Here is a 20,054-nt window from a genome sequence, read left to right on the forward strand (position 1 = left end):
ACACAACAACATATTACAAAAGAATGAGTAAGCAAACAAAATCATTTATCTACAATTTATTAAGTTTTGCAGCTTTGTTTTTACCTTTACAAGTTGCAGTTTCGGCTTTTACAAACTTACAAGGACTGATGGTTTTAGTCGTAGCTTTTGTGATTGCAACTATTTTTGCGCCAAAATTTCAGGCTATCAAAACCAAAGATGGTGACAAATTGTTCATGAAAGTAATTTTCGTAAAAGGTGTAAAGGAAATCAACTAGTTTAGTGAAAATTGGTACAATTAACATCGATTGGTTTTTAAAAAAAGAAACCACTCAGAATCTTATTTTAGAAAAAATCAAGCAACAAGATTTCGATTTCTTAATTGTAACAGAAAATAGTGATGCATTTTATTTGCCCGACAACTATTTTGTTTATCATTCAAATGCACTTCCTTTAAATTCAGAATATGAGAATTTAGATTACGGAACTTACTTAAAAGGCAAGCAAGCTTTTAGAACGTCAATTTTCAGCAAATATCCTTCAATAAAAAAGAATGTTGTGCAAGATGCTTTCACAAGTGTCTGTCATAGTTTTCTGATAGGTGAAAAAGAAATAACTGTTTACGGTACAATTATTGGCACTTGGGGAATTTTGCATCAAAAAACAGTAGCAAAAAAAGAATTATTACATTTTTTAATTGATTCTGAGTCTTTCAGAAATTATCAAAATGTGATTGTTGCAGGTGATTTAAATACCTCTTTTATAGTTTCTGAAAATCGAGAGCTTTCTCAAGTAAACAGTCGAGCTATTTTTGAATTGCAAGCAAAGAAAATAAACCTTTCAATAGTTACGGCGCAAATTCCTCAAAATATTGATCACTTTTTACTTTCCGAATCTTTGAATTGTGTAGCTACTTCAGTTTTTATGGATGAAACAGAACTAAAAGATGCTTATCACAAAGGAATTGCAGCTATTATTGAGTAATTATTTTTTGATTTTTTCCTTTGGTTTCACAATGGTTTTGAAAATTGGTACGAAATAAGAAACTGTATAATTCATTCCAACTCCAAATTTTCCGTCATAAGTTCTATTGAAACCAGGAATGTACAGATTATCAAATCCGTCTGGTTTTTTATTGGAAACTAAGTAGTTCAATCGCGCACTCATTCCAATATAAAAGTTTTTAAACATCTCTACTTTTGCACCAGCAACGACTTCTATCCATTGCGCAGTTAATCCGCTATATTTTTGACCTGAAGTAATTTCGGGAACTTGACCAAAATAAGGATTCGGATTATAAATTGAATACGAATTTAAAGTTTGACTAAACGAGCTAAAGCCATAGCGCATACCAACATAAAGCATATTGTTCATTCCCAACCAATTTTCGTAACCATTAAAATCAAAACCAGCTTTTATATAAGTACCTTTAGTAGTAAAGTTCAATCGGTCGTCGTCAACAGTTTTGTTTTCTGTTCCAATTTCGGCTGCTACATAATGTTTTCTTGTAAGCTTAAAATCACCAACCAATTCTAATCCACGATAGTCTTTTTCATAAAACGAACGTGTTAATTTAAACAAATCAGCACCAACACGCAAACCATAACGTTCCGTTTTGGGTTTGATGCTGTCTTTTTTTACTCCGGTAGAATCGATCGTTTTTACTTCTTGAGCATTTCCCAAAAACGAAACGATTAGTAATAGTAGACTAAAAGAATATTTTAACGTGTACTTCATTTTCGTTTTCAAGGTTTGGTTTTACTATTACGATATTTTTTATCCAAGAGCTCGGACTACTAAATGGCTCTGCAGTAACAATCGGATTGGTTTGCTTTAGAGTAAACAGTGTTTTGAATCCACACGCACGAGAAACATAAACTTCTCTTGTTGTGTAATTAAATTCTAAAACATCTTCATTATCATTGGTTAAGTCAGTATCAGTCCCGTTTTGAATAAAACTAAATGTGGTAGTTTCTTCATTAGTTTTTAATGGAACTTGAATTTTATTCACAGCCGAAAAACCTAATCCTTCTGTTAAAGGAGGAGAAACGATTCCAAGATTACTCACATTCTTCAAAGTTTCAGTAGAAGCTGTGAAATCATAGAATTCTATGATTAATCTAGGCGTAGTAGGTGTGTTTGCATCACAAATATCATCTTTCTCACATCCTAAAAGTGAATACACAAATAATAATAAAAATATTTTTTTCATAGTTTTAAGTGATTAGTGATAAGTAAATAGTGACTAGTAATAGTTTTGGACTAATTACTAATCACTATTTACTAATTACTATTTTCTAAGTTCCAAAAGTACAACATTTTCAACGTGATGCGTTTGCGGAAACATATCTACAGGTCGTACACGTGTAACTTTATATAGTTCATCCATCAAAGCCAAATCTCTTGCTTGCGTAGCTGAGTTACAACTTACGTAAACAATTTTCGGAGCACCAGTTTTTAATAACATTTCTACAACGTCTTTATGCATTCCGTCTCTTGGTGGATCGGTGATTATTACATCTGGTTTGCCGTGTTGCGCAATAAAATCATCGTTAAAAACATTTTTCATATCGCCAACATAAAATTCACAGTTGCTAATTTCGTTGCGTTTAGCATTTTCTTTGGCATCGGCAATTGCTTCTGGAACAGCTTCAACACCAATTACTTTTTTCGCCTTCTTAGAAACAAATTGCGCAATAGTTCCAGTTCCTGTATATAAATCAAAAACGACTTCGTTTCCAGTCAAACCAGCGAAATCTCTTGTGATTTTATATAATTCATACGCTTGATCAGAATTAGTCTGGTAGAATGATTTAGCGTTGATGCTAAATTTCAAACCTTCCATTTCTTCCAAAATATAATCTCTTCCTTTGTATAAAATAATGTCTTGGTCGTAAAGTGTATCGTTAGCCTTGCTATTGATTACATATTGCAACGAGGTAATTTGTGGGAATTTCACGTGAATAAAATCCATCAACAACTCACGATTGGCTTTGTCATCTTCAAAAAACTGAATCAACACCATAATTTCGCCAGTCGACGCCGTTCTAATCATCAAAGTACGCAACAATCCTTCGTGATTTCTTGCATTGAAGAAAGTCATATTATTTTTGTTAGCAAATTCTTTTATTGAATTTCTAATTTCGTTAGACGGATCTTCTTGTAAATGGCATTTAGAAATATCTAAAATCTTGTCCCACATTCTCGGAACGTGAAAGCCTAATGCATTTTGCTTACTCAAATTTTCATCACTCGATTGAATCTGACTTTCGGTTAACCAACGTGTATCTGAAAATCCGAATTCCATTTTATTTCTGTAGAAAAATTGCTTTTCAGAACCTAAAATCGGTTCAAAATCTGGTAAATCTATTTTACCGATGCGTTTTAGGTTATTGAAAACTTCGTTATTTTTGTAATACAACTGTTGTTCATACTTCATATTTTGCCATTTACAACCGCCACAAGCACCAAAATGTTCGCAAACTGGTTCGACACGATTTTCTGAAAAGGAGTGAAATTTTATTGCTTTTCCTTCAAAATACGATTTACGTTTCTTGAATGTTTGCACGTCGACCACATCGCCAGGCACAACGTTAGGTATAAATATTACTTGTCCTTCTGGAGCTTTTGCTACCGAAACACCTTTAGCACCAGCATCAAGCACGGTAACGTTTTCAAATATAATTCTGTCTGTCTTCTTTTTTCCCATGAGGCAAAAATAATGTATTGGTTTGTTTTATTAGAATCTTTAAGAAAAAAATATAATTTACACGGCAATTCTTGTTAATTATAATAATGTTGGCTTTTGGAAATTTGTATATTTGGGGAAATTAGTAGTTTATGAAAGAAGAGAGAATTATTAGAATAAATAAAGTTTTAAGGGAATTAAATATCTCTTTAGAGACGGCAATCAATTATTTAAAATCTCAAGAAATTTTAATAGAAGCAAACCCTAATTCAAAAATTTCAGATAAAGAGTTTGAACTCTTACAAAATAAATTTGGATTAAACAGTAAACCAAATAATATTCAAATACTTGAAACTGAATTGAAATTAACATTAGTTAAATTAGATTCCTCCTCAAATTTTACAAATGAAAATAGAAATTGCTATCAAATTGATGAAAATAATAACGTAATTGGTATTAAAATAAGATATGCTAATTTAAAAAGATTACCTTCAATATTTATAAGTTTTTTAACTCTTAAATATTTAGACTTAAGTTGTAACAATTTAACTCATCTTTCAGATTTATCTAATTTAAAAGAATTAACTTATTTAAATATTGAAAACAATAATTTTAAAGATTTAATTTTTTTAGATAAGATGAGTTTCTTAACTTATCTTTCAGTTTCCCAAAATCAAATTTTAGATTACACAAGCATATCAAAATGTAAAGAATTGAAATTTTTGCATTTGCAAAATAATAAATTAAAAAATATTGATTTTTTGTTAGATTTAAAAAATTTGATTGAACTTGACATAAGTTTCAATGAATTAGAAGATGTTTCTGTTTTAATAAATCTTAAAAATATTGAAGTTTTATGTTTATCATTAAATAAAATAAATAACTTTAATTTTTTGCCATTTCTTGTCAAACTAAAAAAATTATATATAGGAGCATGTCAGATTAAAAACATTTCATTTTTAAAAGGCCTAAACATTGAATTGTTAAACATAGGGGAAAATCCAATTGAAGATTATTCTCCCTTGAAATTTCTAAATAATTTAAGTGAATTAAGAATAAATAATAGTCACTTAACAGATGTAACTTTTATTAAAGACTTAAAAGGTTTAATTTATTTACACTTACATGATAACAAAATTCGAAATATAAGTTTTTTTTCTAAATTAAAGAAAATAGCTTTTATAGATGTTAGTAGAAATGAAATTGAAGATATTTCTGAATTTGAATTTATTGAAGAGTTTCAGAATTTAAATATCATTGCTGATGATAATCCTTGTTTCGACAGGCATAGTATAATTTTTAATAAAAGCAATACTAATGGATTTAAAGTAATTTTGAATGAACTAAAAAAACTTAATGACAAACAAGTTAGTTTAAGATTACCCGAAAAGATATTACTATTAGGGAATCATTTCTCAGGTAAATCATCATTGCTTAATTACTTGCAAAATGGTAATTTGGATTTTCAATCAAGTTCTACACATATTTTAAAAATTGAGAATTATCCATTAAAATTCAAAAGTTTACCAAAAGCAATAGTTTATGATTTTGGAGGACAAGATTTCTACCATGGTATATATAATGCATTCTTAACAATAAATTCAACTACAATACTTTTATGGAATAATAGTACAAATTCAAATTTTATTTCTTGTGATAGTCAAGGTAGAAGAAATATAAATTATGATGTTAAGTATTGGATGGGCCAAAGGTTGAAAAATGAATTTGAGGGTGAAGTTATTATTGTTCAAACAAGAGCAGATGAAATTGATAATAATCGTTACTCATATTTAAATGAATATCAAATAAATGAAGAATTTTATGTTTCGTTGAAAAATGAAAGTGAAAATCAATATCATGAAAAATTTAAACTAAAGACTTTAGATTATTTAAAGGAAAGTATCGATTATATAATTGATAAAAAGCAGATTGAAAAAAATAAAAAAGGGAAGATTTCAATTAATAGTTTCAACTTAATTCAATATATTATAAATTCTGAAGAAACTCATATTCCAGTTTTAAAAAAAGACCTTCAAAAATATTATAATGTTAATAATGAAGAGCGATTTGAAACTGAACTAGAGCAGTTAGAATTGCAAGGAATGATTTGTACGTATAATGATAAAGTTTGGTTAAAGCCTGTTGCATTGGCAAAATATTTTCATGATAAGATATTAGAAGATAAATTAATTTGTAAAGGTATTGTTGAAAAAGAGGTGTTTGAAGAAAAAATTGAGGAAAATGTTAAGGACTTCTTACTAGCTAAAAGAGTTATTTATTTGTTAAAAAATAAGATAGGTGATTTAATAAAAGAAGATTATATAATACCAAATTATTTGCCTTTATCAAGTGATTCTGAGATGGATTATTCATTAATGACTTTTGGCTTTGATAATCCATTATTTGTGATAAAATATAAAGACTATATTCCTTTTGGTTTCATAAATCAAATAATAATCAAATTTGGAAATATTTTCGATTCTAGCCGTTTATGGAGAGATCAATTACTTTTTAAAATTTCTTATAAAAATCAAAATATTAAGGTTTTAATAAAATTAGATTACACCGAATTGAAAGTACGAGTATACACACATTTTGAGAAAAATATAAATCCAAATTATAAGAATATTATAGAAACTTATTTATTTAGAAAAATAGTTAAATCTTACAATAAATTTTCTAAAAGATTTAATTCAGATGGATTTTTGAATAATAATTTTGATGATTACGTTTCTGAAAACACTTTTTTGAGTAAAGATGATATTAATTTTATTTTTTATAAAGACTTAAAAGATTTTGATTTGTCTGAAACCAAAATTAGAACATATAGCTTTAACAGTCTTGGAGAAAAATTTAATGAAAAGGAAATAGCAGTTTCAAAATTTCAGAATTTTACAATTAAAAACCTTAAATCAATGAAGAAAGTATTTATAAGTTATTCAAATGAGGATCACTATTATAAAGATTTATTAATAAAAAATTTAAAGCCTTTGACTCAATTTCAATTATTGAAACCATGGAGTTGTGAGGATATGACTTCAGGAAATTGGCATGATCAAATACAGAATGAGCTTAAAGAGTCTGAAATTGTAATTTTTATGATGTCTTTAAATTTTATTACTTCTGATTATATCTTAAGAGAGGAAGTGTTTAAAACATTTGAAGAAATAAAAAATAATCCGAATAAAAAAGTCATTTGTGTTTTGGTCAAAAATTTTGCTTGGCAGTATTTTGATAAATTTAAAAAATTAACTAACTTGACAGATGAAGATTTTGTAGCATTACAAGATGCAAATACATTGAATGAATTAACTTCTAAACAGTTCGTTCCGTATGATATTGAGAATAAAGGAACTCAACAAGAAAGAAGGTTTTTAAAACCATTAAATAAGTGGGAATATGAAGAAGATGCATATGTAGAAATTGTTAGAAATATTGTTGAAAATTTGTCATAAAATGAAACACCTAGCATTACTTCGCGGCATCAACTTTTCATAACACAACTTGATAAAAATGGTAAAATAGAAGAATAGTTATCAATAACTTATTCCTTAATTTTATAACTAGTACTTCTACCTTTACCAACTTGCTCTAATACGTCTTTTTTAACCAAATCCTGCAAATCTCTTAAAGCCGTATCGGTTGAGGTTTTGGTTATTTTGGCATATTTAGAAACGTTGAGGTTTTCAAAAAAATCATCCAATAACATTTGTACTATTTTTTGTTGGCGTGCATTAAAAACAGTTGTTTTGTTGGCTTCCCAAAATTTAGTGCGAGCCATTGATTTGGCTATCGTTTCGTCGGTTTGTTTCATCGAACGCAGTAAGCAATTTAAAAACCAAACCATCCATTCGGTGCAATCTAAATCGCCTTTTTGGGTGCTTTCTAATAACGAGTAATACTTATTTCGTTCTATCTGTATTTGCGCCGACATCGAATAAAATCGTTGCGAACTGTCATCGGCTTGTGCCAAAAGCATATCGGTTATAGCTCTTCCTATACGACCATTTCCATCATCAAAAGGATGTATTGTTACAAACCACAAATGTGCTAATGCCGCTTTTAGTACTTTATCAAGTTTGTTTTCGTTTTCAACCCAATCTAAAAAATGGTTCATTTCGGTTGGTACTTTTTCGGCTTTTGGAGCTTCAAAATGTATGATTTCTCTTCCCATTGCTCCAGAAGTTACTTGCATTGCGCCATCGCGCCATTTACCAGTTATTATTTTGTGCATACCACTTCTTCCTGTCGGAAATAAAGCCGCATGCCAATCAAACAAGCGTTCTTCGGACAAAGGTTTGCAATAATTTTGAGTTGCGTCTAATAACATTTCTACAACGCCTGCTACATTTCTATCAGATTTTACAGTTCCAGCTATTTCTATTCCTAAACGTTTTGCTATAGAAGAGCGCACTTGTTCAGGATTTAGAAGTTCGCCTTCTATTTCGCTCGTTTTTAGTGCGTCCATTGTTAAAGCAACAAGCATATTTTCTTCCAATTGTCCAAAACCAAGTGCTTGCATTTGACCCAATATTTTTCCTTGTTGGTGACTCACAGATCCAAGTAATGAACTTATTTCGTCTGAATCCCAAGTGAAATTTGGCCAATTTTTAAGTTGATGTACGTACATAATCACCGCATATTTGCGGTAAAAATACATTTTTTTTCCTGAAATAAGAAGTTTTGCGGTGATTATTTTGTCTAATCACCGCAAAAATGCGGTAAATAAGTTTTGTAATCACCGCAATTTGTAAAATTGGTTTGATTTATCTTTTGATTATCTTTACACGATGAAACACCTAACATTACTTCGCGGCATCAACGTCTCAGGACACAACATGATAAAAATGGAAGCTTTAAAAACTACCTTAGAAGCCATTGGGTTTACTAATGTCATTACTTATATCCAAAGCGGCAATGTGTTTGTAGAAACTGAGGAAGAAAGTGGTTTTGGTGTGGGTTTTAAAATCAAACAAGAAATCTTCAAAACTTTTGGTCACGAAGTACCAGTGATTGTAATTGGTAAAAATGATTTGGAGTTGTGTTTTAAAAACAATCCTTTTCTAAAACAAAAAGACGTCGATACGAAAAAGTTGTACGTAGCTTTTATTTCAAAAGAATTACCAAGTTCCGCAATAAACGAATTAAAAATCAGTCAATTCAAACCCGACGAAGCTGTAATCGACGGCAATAGAATCTTCATAAAATACGACATCGGTGCGGGAAAAACGCGACTTGATCAAAAATACATCGAGAAAAAACTAAACGTAACTGCAACCATCAGAAATTGGAATACTGTTACAAAGTTGTTGGAGATGTATGAGGAAGTTTAAGGGTTTAAAAGTTTAAGGGTTTAAGAGTTTAAGAGTTTAAGGGTTTAAGAGTTTAAGAGTTTAAAAGTTGTTTTCGGAAACTATTGATTTGCATAGTTATGAATACTATGTTGAGCGAAGCAACTTCATTCGCTATCCAAATTCTATATTACCTTTGTGGTTAAAATAAATAACTTTATGAGATTTCTCCCAAAAGGTCTAAATGACAAAACGAAAACTTCAACTTTTTCAAAAGTAAAAACCAATCAAGATATTAGAAATAACAATAATCATATAACATTATAATAATAAGTATAGTCTAATTTTGTTGAAACTTAAAAATATAAACTTATGAAAAGAAATGCAACAGCCCAATGGCAAGGTTCGGTAAAAGAAGGAAAAGGTTCTCTTACTACACAAAGTACAACATTAAATAATACTCAATATTCATTCAATTCACGTTTTGAAGAAGGCGTTGGAACCAATCCAGAAGAATTGATTGCAGCAGCACACGCAGGTTGTTTCACAATGCAATTATCAGCTTTTTTAACTGAAGGCGGATTTACTGTTGGTAATATTAAAACCAAATGCGAAATCAACTTGGTTACGGGAACAATTATTGGTTCACACTTAACAGTTGAAGCTGAAATTTCTGGAATTTCAAATGATGAATTTCAAGCTTTAGTTACAAAAGCCGAAGAAAATTGTCCGATTTCAAAATTGTTCAACACTGAAATTACTTCTACAGCTACATTAGTTTAATCGATTTATAAACTTACAGAAAACCTCATTTCTTTTTGAAGTGAGGTTTTTTTGTATCCAAAATACCGTAAATTAGCCTGAAATTAAATAGGAATTTCTATTTGGAAACTAATTTGCATCGTATGAAAAACAAAACAACGTTTAAAAGTGCATTATCAGGATTGGAATTTTCAGAAAAAGAAAAAGTTTCTGGTAAATCTATTCGTACAGCCATTTTAAATTTGATAAAAGATGAACATCCCGATTTTGATGAAGAGCAACTTATAGCCAATTCTGAACTGAATGTTTACAGGGAAAAATATATTTCTAAGTTTCTGCAATCTGAAGTTGGAGAATTGAATGATTTGCATAAAAATGTATTGCAATCACTTTCAAATGATACCTCGTTTGTAAATAAAGTAGAGGATGAACCTGATAGTAGAACATTCGGCCAAGTTATAGCCGATAAAGTAGCGTCGTTTGGCGGAAGTTGGACGTTCATTATTTCGTTTTTTATATTTATAACATTTTGGATTAGTTCTAATGTTGTTTTATTGCTTAACAAAGGTTTTGATCCTTATCCGTTTATTTTATTAAACTTGATTTTATCTTGTATTGCAGCTTTGCAAGCGCCAGTCATTATGATGAGCCAAAACCGTCAAGAAGAAAAAGACCGCGAACGCGCCAAGAAAGATTATATGGTAAACCTAAAATCGGAGTTAGAAATTAGAATGCTCGACGAAAAATTAGATCATTTAATCATGCACCAACAACAAGAATTAATCGAAATTCAAAAAGTGCAAATCGAAATGATGAATGATATTTTGGAACGTATTAAGAAATAGTTTAAGGTTGTTTAAAATAGTTGAATTTGTTTAAAGTTGTTTGATATTAAGACTTAACAATATTAAACTCTTAAACATCTAAACTTTTAAACTAAAATTTTACCTTTGTAAAAATTATGGATGATTTCTCTCCACAAGAAGGAATCTTGCCTGTCGTTAGATAGGTTGATATTTTAAAATAACCCATAACGAGTTTGGGTAAAAAATTATTAATTATGTCAGTTTTAGAAAAAATCAGCTCTCAAGAAATTATTGCATTAGAAGATAAGTACGGAGCACACAATTATCATCCGCTACCAGTAGTTTTGAGTAGAGGAGAAGGTGTTTATGTTTGGGATGTTGAAGGAAAAAAATATTATGATTTTCTTTCGGCTTATTCTGCGGTAAATCAAGGACATTGTCATCCAAAAATTATTGGTGCAATGGTGCAACAAGCGCAAACATTAACTTTAACGTCTCGTGCTTTTTATAATGATAAACTTGGTGTTTATGAAGAATACATTACTAACTATTTTGGTTTTGATAAAGTACTTCCGATGAATACTGGTGCTGAGGCAGTGGAAACCGCTTTAAAACTTTGCAGAAAATGGGCGTATGAGAAAAAAGGAATTAATGAAAACGAAGCTCAAATAATTGTTTGTGACGGAAATTTCCACGGAAGAACTACTACAATCATTTCTTTTTCAAATGATGAAAACGCTAGAAAGAACTTCGGACCGTATACAGCTGGTTTTATCAAAATTCCATATGATGACATCGATGCTTTAGAAAATGCACTTAAATCATCTAATAATATCGCAGGATTTCTTGTAGAACCTATTCAAGGAGAAGCAGGAGTTTATACGCCAGCTGAAGATTATTTGGCAAAAGCAAAAGCACTTTGTGAAGCAAACAATGTTCTTTTCATTGCAGATGAGGTGCAAACCGGAATTGCAAGAACTGGTTCCATTTTAGCAGTTTGCGGAAATTGTACTTGTGAAAATGCGTGCGAAAAACAAGCGAGTTATGTCGCTCCAGATATTTTGATTTTAGGTAAAGCACTTTCTGGAGGTGCTTATCCAGTGTCGGCTGTTTTGGCAAATGATCACATTATGAACGTAATTAAACCAGGCCAACACGGTTCAACTTTTGGTGGAAATCCAATTGCTGGTGCGGTTGCAATTGCAGCATTAGATGTTGTTAATGAAGAAAATTTATCCCAAAACGCACGTCGATTAGGAAAAATCTTTAGAGAAAAAATTGGTGAATTCGTTGCAACATCCAACATTGCTACTTTAGTTCGTGGTAAAGGTTTGCTTAACGCAATCGTAATTAACGATACCGAAGAAAGTGACACAGCTTGGAACATTTGTATGGCATTGCGCGATAACGGATTGTTAGCAAAACCAACGCACGGAAATATCATTCGCTTTGCGCCACCATTGGTTATGAATGAAGAACAATTATTAGATTGTGTTTCTATAATTATCAATACTTTAAAGCAATTTGAAAAGTAATATTTAACCAACCAATAACCAAAACAATTATTTTATGGAAAACCAAAACAATTTAGAATTAAGCGAACAAGCTGTTGCAGGATTGAGAGAAAGTGCCAAATGGTCAACCTTCTTAGCAATTCTAGGATTCATCGGAATCGGATTTATGGTTTTAGGCGCAATTTTTGCCGGAATAGCAATGTCTGCATTACCTGCCGATCCTTATGGAAGCGGATTGAATCCATTTGGAGCGATTAAAGGTTTTATACCGTTAATTTACCTTGTCTTTGCAGCAATTTATTTCTTTCCTGTGTTGTATTTGTACAAATATGCTAAAGGAATGAAAGACGCTTTAAATTTTCAGAATTCTAATACACTTTCTGATGCATTTGTTCAATTAGGAAAGCACCACAAATTTCTTGGAATTATGACAATAGTAATGATATCACTATACTTAATTATTGTTGTTGGTGCGGTTGCCTTCTTTGCATCGATGGCAGGTAGTATGTAATTCAAATAACATAGAAATAAAAAAAAATCCGTCGAGTAAAATTACTTGACGGATTTTTTTTTCTTTAAACTTTGCTATTACATTCCTTGTAATTGTTTCATCTTTTCTTGCATTAAAGCTGGATCTTGCAATGCTTCCATTCCAAAGTAAGCTATGATCCAAATGAAATAGATTAAAGACACAGCGTTAATTACAACACCAATTATAGCTAAAATTCTACCTACATTTAGGTTAGAATAATTGCTGAATTTTTCAGGTGAAGCTTTGTATAACTGCATGTCTTTTTGTGCTAATACAAGTGCTATAATGCCAAGTATTAATCCAACAATTCCATAACAACAACAAGTTAAAATCGAAATGATTCCGAGAACGAGAACAGCTGTAGCATTAGGTAATTTTTGATTTTCCATTTTTTAGTTTTTATTGGTTAGTATATAAATTTCATTTTGTAAACATAAGAAATAATCATAACAATTGCATTTATCAAAGCTAGCGATATTACTATTTTTTGATAATTTCTTTTTTTATCAAATATAAATAGTACAATCGAAAGTCCAAGAAGCAATGTGGTGTAGATAGCAGGAAACATTTTGAAAGCTTCTATAAAGTTTCCTTCAAACAATAAATTCAATGAGCGTTGTGTACCACATCCGATGCAATCTATTCCGAAAGTTTGCTTAAACATGCAAGGTAACATTTGATCTTCGGTCACGAATTTTGATTTTAAGTTGGTACAATTTTACAAATAAAAATTTAAATATCGATTAACTAATTTTAGTTTTCTATTTTTGGATTTTAAATTTAATGATGATGAAAAAAATACTGATACCGATTTTAATCGTTGCTTTTTTTGTGGCCTTTTGGAATCAAAATAATGAGCAACCCAATCTTTATATCACCATAATTTCAGTAATAGTTTTTATGTTTGGGATGATGAAATTATCAGCTAAAGTTCCACCTAAAAATGATGACAATGACAACTAAAATTTTTGAAATAGGCGATAAGGTTTCGGTGCTTGATGATGCTATTGATGGTGTTGTGGTTTCGATTCAAAATACAAGTGTTACTATCGAAACTACTGATGGTTTCTTGATGACTTATTTTGTCAATGAATTAATTAAACAAAATAATACCAATTATTTAGGTTCAATCAATACAACTGATACTTTACATAAGAAAATAATCGATACAACTCCCAAAAAAAAGAGTACTGTTTCAGTTTTTAAGTCGGATAAGATTGAAAAAGGGATTCCGGAATTTGATTTACATATTGAAAAATTGGTCAAGAATTTTCGTGGAATGAGTAATTTTGACATCCTAAATATTCAAACGGAAACCGCTAAAAAACACATCGAATTTGCCATTAGAAATCGCATTCCGAAAATCGTTTTTATACATGGTGTTGGCGAAGGAGTTTTAAAAGCCGAATTGGATTTTATGCTAAAACGATATGACAATATTTCGTTTCAAGATGCCAATTATCAAAAATATGGATTGGGTGCAACCGAAGTTTATTTTAAGCAAAACGTAAAATAATATTCAGTATTTTTGCCCTTGTAAAATCCAAATAGTAATTTAATTTCGACAGATTAATGATGTTGAAATAAGTATAGAATTCATGAAAAAAATATATCTCGATAACGCAGCAACAACTCCAATTCGTCAAGAAGTAATCAACGAAATGATTGACGTACTTCAAAACGATTTTGGAAATCCATCATCAACTCATAGTTATGGTAGAAGCGCCAAAACAATTTTGGAAACTTCTAGAAAATCTATTGCCAAAGTAATGGGTTGTGTTGCTCAAGAAATTATTTTTACTTCAAATGCTACCGAAGCGACAAATTGGATTCTTAAAAGTGCAGTAAATGATTTAAAAGTGGAACGAATCATTACAAGTAATGTAGAACATCACGCTACCTTATACACGGTAAAACATCTTGAATTACATCATAATGTTGCCGTTGATTATGTAAATATACTTCCTTCAGGAGCAATTGATATCACTCATTTGGTAACTTTATTGGCGAAAGATCAAAAAACATTAGTTACTTTAATGCACGTTAACAACGAAATTGGAACCGTATTGGATATTGAAAAAGTAGGCAGAATTTGCCATCAGCACGATGCTTTATTTCATTGCGACACGGTGCAATCTGTAGGTAAAAAAGAGTTTAATTTACACGAACTTCCAGTCGATTTTGTAGTTGCGAGTGCGCATAAATTTCATGGTCCAAAAGGTGCTGGTTTTGCTTATGTCAAAAAAGGAATAGTTTTACAACCATTTGTTTTTGGTGGTGAACAAGAAAAAGGACTTCGTGCGGGAACAGAAGCGGTGCATCAAGTTGCAGGAATGGCTAAAGCATTAGATCTATCTTATGAACATTTGGAAGAAGAACGTAACGCAATTTCCGATTTAAAAGACTATTGTGAATCACAACTAAAATCAAATTTTCCCGAAATTAGAATCAACGGAACGGACACTTTTTATAATATTTTGAATGTTTTACTGCCTTTTTCAGAAGAAAAAACCGCAATGATTTTGTTCAATTTAGATATGAAAGGAATCGCTGTTTCTCGAGGAAGCGCTTGCCAATCTGGAAGTGTAAAACCATCACATGTATTATCAGAAATTTTAGCAGAAGAAGATTTAAAAAAACCAAGTCTTCGAATTTCATTTAGTCATTACAATACTAAAGAAGATATTGATGCTTTGATTGATGGTTTGAAAGGGATTTAAATTACTTTTTTGAGTACTTCTGTAATTCTAAATTGTACAATTTCTGTAATTAATTCTAGTGGTAATGGTTCGTTAATAGGAAATTGAACAGAACCTTTTCCTTGTCTATAATTAGATAATTTTTCATCAAATTTAGAATGTCCAGTTGGTATCGCATAAAATCCGATGTGGTTATTGTAAGCTGCGAAATATACCAAGGCCTTTCCATTTAATTTGTAAGCTGGCATTCCATAGCTAATTGTTTCTTCAGTTTCAGGTGCTACGTTTTTTATAGTTTCTCTAACTTGTTGTAAAAGCACTTTTCTCTCTTCTGAAAATGTAGCGAGGTATTCATCGGTAGATCTTGGTTTGTCCATTTGTTGTTTTTTAATTAATTAAACATAAAAAATATCCTCAGCTACTTTCGCAATTGAGGATATTTTTAGAGGCATTTTGTATTCTTTATTTTACTAAAACTAGATAGCCCCACGGATTCAAAGTTAAATTGTCATCCCCTTTAAATACATATTCTTTTCCTGTAAATAAATCTCTGTATGTTCCTTTTTCATATTTAGAATTTAAAACTACAGTGGTAACTTCATCACTAAAATTAATTATAGGAATAACTTTGTTACCATTTTTCTCACGTGAAAACGATACAATTTTATCCATTTTATCGTTATATATTCTTACCATTGCACCACCATTTTCACCATTCCAAAGGGCTTGATTTTGATGTTTTAAAGTGAATAAAGTATTGAATAGTTTGGCGTGAGGATGTTCTTTCCATTCGATAGAATCTTTATCAAAAAACTTTAAAGATTTATTTAATCCGGCTTCTTGACCGCTATAAATTAAAGGCATTCCGTTAACAACATTTGTAAATACAATGGCTGCTTCTAGCCCTTTTCCGAAGTTTTTAAATGGTGTTCCATTCCATGAATTCATATCGTGATTATCGGTAAACGTCATTCGATAGCCGTCTTTTGGAAATGCTCCTTGGTCGTGTGCCATATATTCAACTAAACCGCCAATACCTTTATTATTTGTAGTTGCGTCTTTTAATTTATCAAATAATGTCCAAGAGTAAGTCATATCAAATGCTTTTTTGTGCATGTCTCTCGATTCCCATTCGGCCAACATAAAAACAGGTTTGATTTGGTCTAGTTCACTTCTAACATTATCCCAAAAATCAACGGGAATAAAGCCTGCAACGTCGCAACGGTAGCCGTCGATATTAAAATCTTTTACCCAAAATTTCATAGCATCGGTCATGTATTTTCTCATTTCAGGGTTTTCATAATCAAAATCTACAACGTCGTCCCAATCATACCAAGGTGTTGGTTGAAAATTACCGTCCTTGTTTTTAGTGTACCAATCAGGATGCGTTTTGGTCAATTCGTTATCCCACGCAGAATGATTTGCAACCCAATCTATAATAACATGCATACCTAAACTATGAATTTTATCGACCAATCTTTTGAAATCGGCTTTATTTCCATATTCAGGATTAATATCATAATAATCTTTTACTGAATATTCACTTCCAAGTGTTCCTTTTCTTTTTTCCTTTCCAATTGGATGTATGGGCATTAACCAAATAATGTCGACACCTAATTTTTTTAATCTTGGTAAGTGACTCTCAAATGCTTTGAATGTACCTTCGTTAGTATATTGACGGACATTAACTTCATATATGGTGGCACTCTTCGTCCACTCAGGATGTTTGAATTCAACATACTTTTTGGGTTGATATTTATTTTCAGTAGAATTATTTTCAGATTTTTTACATCCGATAATAATTGATAGAAATGCAAAAACGATTATTTTTCTCATAAGGATAAAATTTATATCCAAATATAAAAAAAAATCCGTCTCGTTAGTAAAACAAGACGGATTTATATGAAATTATTACGATTCCTTACAAGTGAATTACTTCGCCATAAGCATCAGCTACAGCTTCCATAACCGCTTCACTCATTGTTGGATGTGGGTGAATTGCTTTTAAAATTTCGTGTCCGGTAGTTTCTAGTTTTCTTGCTACAACTGCTTCAGCAATCATATCAGTCACACCTGCACCAATCATATGACAACCTAACCATTCGCCATATTTTGCATCGAAAATTACTTTTACAAAACCATCTTTTGTACCAGCAGCAGATGCTTTTCCAGAAGCTGAGAATGGGAATTTACCAATTTTCAATTCGTATCCTTTTTCTTTGGCTTGTTTTTCAGTTAAACCAACCGATGCAATTTCTGGAGTGGCATAAGTACAACCTGGAACATTTCCGTAATCAATTGGTTCAACATGCAAACCTGCGATTTTTTCAACACAATTAATTCCTTCTGCGGAAGCAACGTGAGCTAAAGCTTGACCTGGAGTTACATCGCCAATAGCGTAATAACCAGGAACGTTAGTTTGGTTGTAAGCATTTACCAAAATTTTGTCTCTATCGGTAGCAATTCCAACTTCTTCAAGACCAATATTTTCGATATTTGTTTTAATTCCAACTGCCGAAAGTAGGATGTCAGCTTCAAGAACTTCTTCACCTTTTGCCGTTTTTACATAAGCTTTTACTCCATTTCCAGAAGTGTCAATACGTTCTACAGATGAATTAGTCATGATGTTTACACCAGCTTTTTTCATTGAACGTTCCATTTGTTTTGAAATGTCTTCGTCTTCAACTGGAACAATATTTGGCATAAATTCAACAATAGTTACCTCAGTTCCCATTGAATTATAAAAATGTGCAAACTCAACACCAATCGCACCCGAACCAACCACAATCATTTTTTTTGGTTGCGTTGGCAAGGTCATTGCTTGTCTGTAACCAATAACTTTTACACCATCTTGCGGAAGATTAGGTAACTCTCTCGAACGTGCACCAGTTGCAATGATGATATGGTCAGCAGAGTATTCAGTAACTTTTCCGTCTTCTGCAGTTACATCTACTTTTTTACCTAATTTAATTTTACCAAAACCATTAATAATGTCAATTTTATTTTTTTTCATTAAAAATTGAACACCTTTACTCATACCATCAGCTACATCGCGAGAACGTTTTACAACAGCAGAGAAGTCTTTGTCAAATTCTTTAACAGTTAAGCCATAGTCAGAAGCGTGTTTTAGGTAATCAAAAACTTGAGCTGATTTTAAAAGCGCTTTAGTTGGAATACAACCCCAGTTAAGGCAAATTCCGCCAAGACTTTCTTTTTCAATAATAGCTACTTTAAAGCCCAGCTGTGAAGCACGGATTGCCGTAACATATCCTCCAGGACCACTTCCTAAAACAATAATATCGTATTTCATTTTTCGAGTATTTATTTTTTATTTGTGAAAAATGCAGTCGCTTGCGCTCGTGTCATTTTGTTAGTATTTATTTTTTATTTATACAAAATGAGATGGCATACGCATAAAACATTTTGTTATTTTAATTTTTCAATAATTAGGTAAATTGCACAGCCATAGTTAGTGTGAATTTCTACCTAATTTTGAATGCAAATTTAATAAAAAACTTTAGAAGTTTAAATAGGATTGCAATAGTTTAGAACATTAAAAGTAAAAAATATTAGGTGTTTAGTGTAGGTTCTTCTAATGATGCAATTAAATCTTCGATTTCTTTTTTTTGATCAGCATATTTTGCTTGTAATTCTGATCCTTCACCCATTCTTTTGTAGTAACTAAAAGCCTTTTCGGCAAAGAATTTTTTATGAAAAGTAGATACTTCCAGAAAATTTGGAAATATTTTGTGAAAAAGCATTTCATAATAAGCTTGCCATTCGCGCTCAAGTCGATCAAGGACATAAGGTTCTCGCGATTTTTGCCTTACATGTACCATTTCGTGGGTCAATAATGTAAGTATTAACGGAATCGGAAATTCAAAAACATTTTCGGGCATTCTGATAACTTGTTTTTCACCAAAATCACCTTCGGCCGTCAAAAGAATATAGGTTCTATCGGCTTTTTCTCTTAAAGCAAATCCTTTTAAATTTTCATCCTGAATGTCAAATAGTTTTAAGAGCCAATCGGCTGCTTCTATTGTTTTTCCTTCTTTGTGAAAGATTTCAATTTGTGATTTTATGTTTTCAAATTTCATTTTATAGTTATTTTGAAATCATTTTTTTAATTATCGATACAATTGTTGTGGCCAAAATTGCTCCTAAAAAAGCTAAGAAAATATCTTTTTGGGCATCCCAAACATCACCCTGCGTTCCAAGATAAGCATTGCCTTGGGCTTTGAAAAACACATCGGCAACAGCCCATTCTATCAATTCATAAAATCCGCTGATTGATAATGTTATCTCTATTGGCAAGGTCCAAGCTACCCACGATGGAAATTTCAACCATTTCAAAAACATTTCACGCATTGGATAAGCCAATAAAAATCCGAAACTAAAATGTACTATTCGGTCATAATGATTTCTTGATAAATCTAAAGCGTCTTTCAACCAATATCCAAAAGGGTTTTCAGCATAAGTATATTTCGAACCATAAACGTGAAGACACAAATAGATGCAAATTAGTAGGTAACTTAAATCGCTAAAAATGAATTTTTTGTAAGTAAAAATCATAAAACCTAGAAATAGAAAAACCAAGGTGTTTTCTAAAATCCAATTGGCTGTATCGGTATTTCCAATGTAGGAATTGATCCAATTTACTAGAAAAAATCCTATGAAAATTTTTAACCAAGTATTGTTTTTTAAAGGAGTTCTTTCGTTAGAAATAGCAATAGTGAAGGCCATAGTTTTTATTTAATTTTCATCAAATATAATAAAAACGTAA

The 20,054-nt window shown here is 31.1% G+C and carries 22 protein-coding genes; 11 read left to right on the plus strand and 11 right to left on the minus strand.

Going from position 1 to position 20,054, the window contains the following annotated elements:
* The first annotated feature begins 23 nt into the window (after window positions 1-23).
* Together Q0050_RS05390 and Q0050_RS05395 are read left to right on the plus strand one after the other, a co-directional pair.
* Window positions 24-257 carry a hypothetical protein gene (locus Q0050_RS05390; RefSeq protein WP_298393081.1) on the plus strand — a complete coding sequence of 78 codons (234 nt, stop codon included), beginning with the start codon at window positions 24-26 and terminating at the stop codon, window positions 255-257.
* A gap of 4 nt (window positions 258-261) precedes the next feature.
* Complete coding sequence (locus tag Q0050_RS05395; protein ID WP_298393083.1) at window positions 262-963, plus strand: hypothetical protein; 702 nt, start codon at window positions 262-264, stop codon at window positions 961-963.
* Here the strand turns inward: Q0050_RS05395 and Q0050_RS05400 are convergent, their stop codons facing one another.
* The 3 genes from Q0050_RS05400 to rlmD all read right to left on the minus strand — a co-directional run bounded on the left by Q0050_RS05400 (window position 964) and on the right by rlmD (window position 3,688).
* Window positions 964-1,716: a DUF6048 family protein gene (locus Q0050_RS05400; RefSeq protein WP_298393085.1), complete on the minus strand. Its 753-nt coding sequence runs from the start codon at window positions 1,714-1,716 to the stop codon at window positions 964-966.
* On the minus strand, window positions 1,688-2,191 hold the full coding sequence (locus tag Q0050_RS05405; protein ID WP_298393087.1) for a DUF6452 family protein: 504 nt from the start codon (window positions 2,189-2,191) through the stop codon (window positions 1,688-1,690). The genes Q0050_RS05400 and Q0050_RS05405 overlap by 29 nt, the downstream gene beginning before the upstream one ends.
* A 78-nt stretch (window positions 2,192-2,269) precedes the next feature.
* Window positions 2,270-3,688, minus strand: a complete 1,419-nt coding sequence (gene rlmD / locus Q0050_RS05410) for a 23S rRNA (uracil(1939)-C(5))-methyltransferase RlmD (protein WP_298393089.1) — start codon at window positions 3,686-3,688, stop codon at window positions 2,270-2,272.
* Between the two features lie 131 nt (window positions 3,689-3,819).
* On the opposite strand from rlmD, the gene Q0050_RS05415 reads away from it, so the two are divergent.
* Window positions 3,820-7,122: a leucine-rich repeat domain-containing protein gene (locus Q0050_RS05415; protein WP_298393091.1), complete on the plus strand. Its 3,303-nt coding sequence runs from the start codon at window positions 3,820-3,822 to the stop codon at window positions 7,120-7,122.
* Window positions 7,123-7,211: 89 nt separating this feature from the next.
* On the opposite strand, the gene Q0050_RS05420 is transcribed toward Q0050_RS05415, so the two are convergent.
* The gene (locus Q0050_RS05420) at window positions 7,212-8,327 is read right to left on the minus strand and encodes a Fic family protein (protein WP_298393093.1); all 1,116 of its coding nucleotides are present in this window, start codon (window positions 8,325-8,327) and stop codon (window positions 7,212-7,214) included.
* Window positions 8,328-8,457: 130 nt separating this feature from the next.
* On the opposite strand from Q0050_RS05420, the gene Q0050_RS05425 reads away from it, so the two are divergent.
* From Q0050_RS05425 to Q0050_RS05445, 5 genes are all read left to right on the plus strand, one after another.
* Window positions 8,458-9,000 (plus strand): DUF1697 domain-containing protein, encoded by a 543-nt coding sequence (locus tag Q0050_RS05425; protein ID WP_298393095.1) that lies wholly within the window; start codon window positions 8,458-8,460, stop codon window positions 8,998-9,000.
* A gap of 330 nt (window positions 9,001-9,330) precedes the next feature.
* Entirely contained in the window at window positions 9,331-9,741 is a 411-nt protein-coding gene (locus Q0050_RS05430; RefSeq protein ID WP_298393097.1) for an OsmC family peroxiredoxin, read from the plus strand.
* 122 nt (window positions 9,742-9,863) lie between these two features.
* On the plus strand, window positions 9,864-10,565 hold the full coding sequence (locus Q0050_RS05435; RefSeq protein WP_298393099.1) for a DUF1003 domain-containing protein: 702 nt from the start codon (window positions 9,864-9,866) through the stop codon (window positions 10,563-10,565).
* A 215-nt stretch (window positions 10,566-10,780) separates the two neighbouring features.
* Window positions 10,781-12,061 (plus strand): ornithine--oxo-acid transaminase, encoded by a 1,281-nt coding sequence (gene rocD / locus Q0050_RS05440; RefSeq protein WP_298393101.1) that lies wholly within the window; start codon window positions 10,781-10,783, stop codon window positions 12,059-12,061.
* 34 nt (window positions 12,062-12,095) lie between these two features.
* Window positions 12,096-12,551: a DUF5362 family protein gene (locus tag Q0050_RS05445; RefSeq protein ID WP_298393103.1), complete on the plus strand. Its 456-nt coding sequence runs from the start codon at window positions 12,096-12,098 to the stop codon at window positions 12,549-12,551.
* A 77-nt stretch (window positions 12,552-12,628) separates the two neighbouring features.
* Here the strand turns inward: Q0050_RS05445 and Q0050_RS05450 are convergent, their stop codons facing one another.
* Window positions 12,629-12,961 carry a CCC motif membrane protein gene (locus Q0050_RS05450; RefSeq protein WP_298393104.1) on the minus strand — a complete coding sequence of 111 codons (333 nt, stop codon included), beginning with the start codon at window positions 12,959-12,961 and terminating at the stop codon, window positions 12,629-12,631.
* Between the two features lie 17 nt (window positions 12,962-12,978).
* Window positions 12,979-13,236 carry a DUF2752 domain-containing protein gene (locus tag Q0050_RS05455; RefSeq protein ID WP_298393105.1) on the minus strand — a complete coding sequence of 86 codons (258 nt, stop codon included), beginning with the start codon at window positions 13,234-13,236 and terminating at the stop codon, window positions 12,979-12,981.
* 125 nt (window positions 13,237-13,361) lie between these two features.
* Between Q0050_RS05455 and Q0050_RS05460 the strand changes: the two genes are divergently transcribed.
* From Q0050_RS05460 to Q0050_RS05470, 3 genes are all read left to right on the plus strand, one after another.
* Window positions 13,362-13,535, plus strand: a complete 174-nt coding sequence (locus Q0050_RS05460) for a hypothetical protein (protein WP_298393107.1) — start codon at window positions 13,362-13,364, stop codon at window positions 13,533-13,535.
* Window positions 13,525-14,088 (plus strand): Smr/MutS family protein, encoded by a 564-nt coding sequence (locus Q0050_RS05465; protein ID WP_298393108.1) that lies wholly within the window; start codon window positions 13,525-13,527, stop codon window positions 14,086-14,088. The genes Q0050_RS05460 and Q0050_RS05465 overlap by 11 nt, the downstream gene beginning before the upstream one ends.
* A gap of 82 nt (window positions 14,089-14,170) precedes the next feature.
* On the plus strand, window positions 14,171-15,292 hold the full coding sequence (locus Q0050_RS05470; RefSeq protein WP_298393110.1) for a cysteine desulfurase family protein: 1,122 nt from the start codon (window positions 14,171-14,173) through the stop codon (window positions 15,290-15,292).
* Here Q0050_RS05470 and Q0050_RS05475 read toward each other — a convergent pair.
* The 5 genes from Q0050_RS05475 to Q0050_RS05495 form a co-directional block, all read right to left on the minus strand.
* Window positions 15,289-15,648: a DUF1801 domain-containing protein gene (locus Q0050_RS05475; protein ID WP_298393112.1), complete on the minus strand. Its 360-nt coding sequence runs from the start codon at window positions 15,646-15,648 to the stop codon at window positions 15,289-15,291. The genes Q0050_RS05470 and Q0050_RS05475 overlap by 4 nt on opposite strands.
* A gap of 85 nt (window positions 15,649-15,733) precedes the next feature.
* Window positions 15,734-17,107, minus strand: a complete 1,374-nt coding sequence (locus Q0050_RS05480; RefSeq protein ID WP_298393114.1) for an alpha-amylase family glycosyl hydrolase — start codon at window positions 17,105-17,107, stop codon at window positions 15,734-15,736.
* 85 nt (window positions 17,108-17,192) lie between these two features.
* Window positions 17,193-18,581 carry a dihydrolipoyl dehydrogenase gene (gene lpdA, locus Q0050_RS05485; RefSeq protein WP_298393116.1) on the minus strand — a complete coding sequence of 463 codons (1,389 nt, stop codon included), beginning with the start codon at window positions 18,579-18,581 and terminating at the stop codon, window positions 17,193-17,195.
* 259 nt (window positions 18,582-18,840) lie between these two features.
* Window positions 18,841-19,368, minus strand: a complete 528-nt coding sequence (locus Q0050_RS05490; RefSeq protein WP_298393118.1) for a hypothetical protein — start codon at window positions 19,366-19,368, stop codon at window positions 18,841-18,843.
* A 7-nt stretch (window positions 19,369-19,375) separates the two neighbouring features.
* Complete coding sequence (locus Q0050_RS05495) at window positions 19,376-20,014, minus strand: DUF2238 domain-containing protein (RefSeq protein ID WP_298393120.1); 639 nt, start codon at window positions 20,012-20,014, stop codon at window positions 19,376-19,378.
* Window positions 20,015-20,054: the final 40 nt, after the last annotated feature.

The sequence above is a fragment of the Flavobacterium sp. genome (genome assembly GCF_027483985.1).
In the GTDB taxonomy this organism is placed as follows: domain Bacteria; phylum Bacteroidota; class Bacteroidia; order Flavobacteriales; family Flavobacteriaceae; genus Flavobacterium.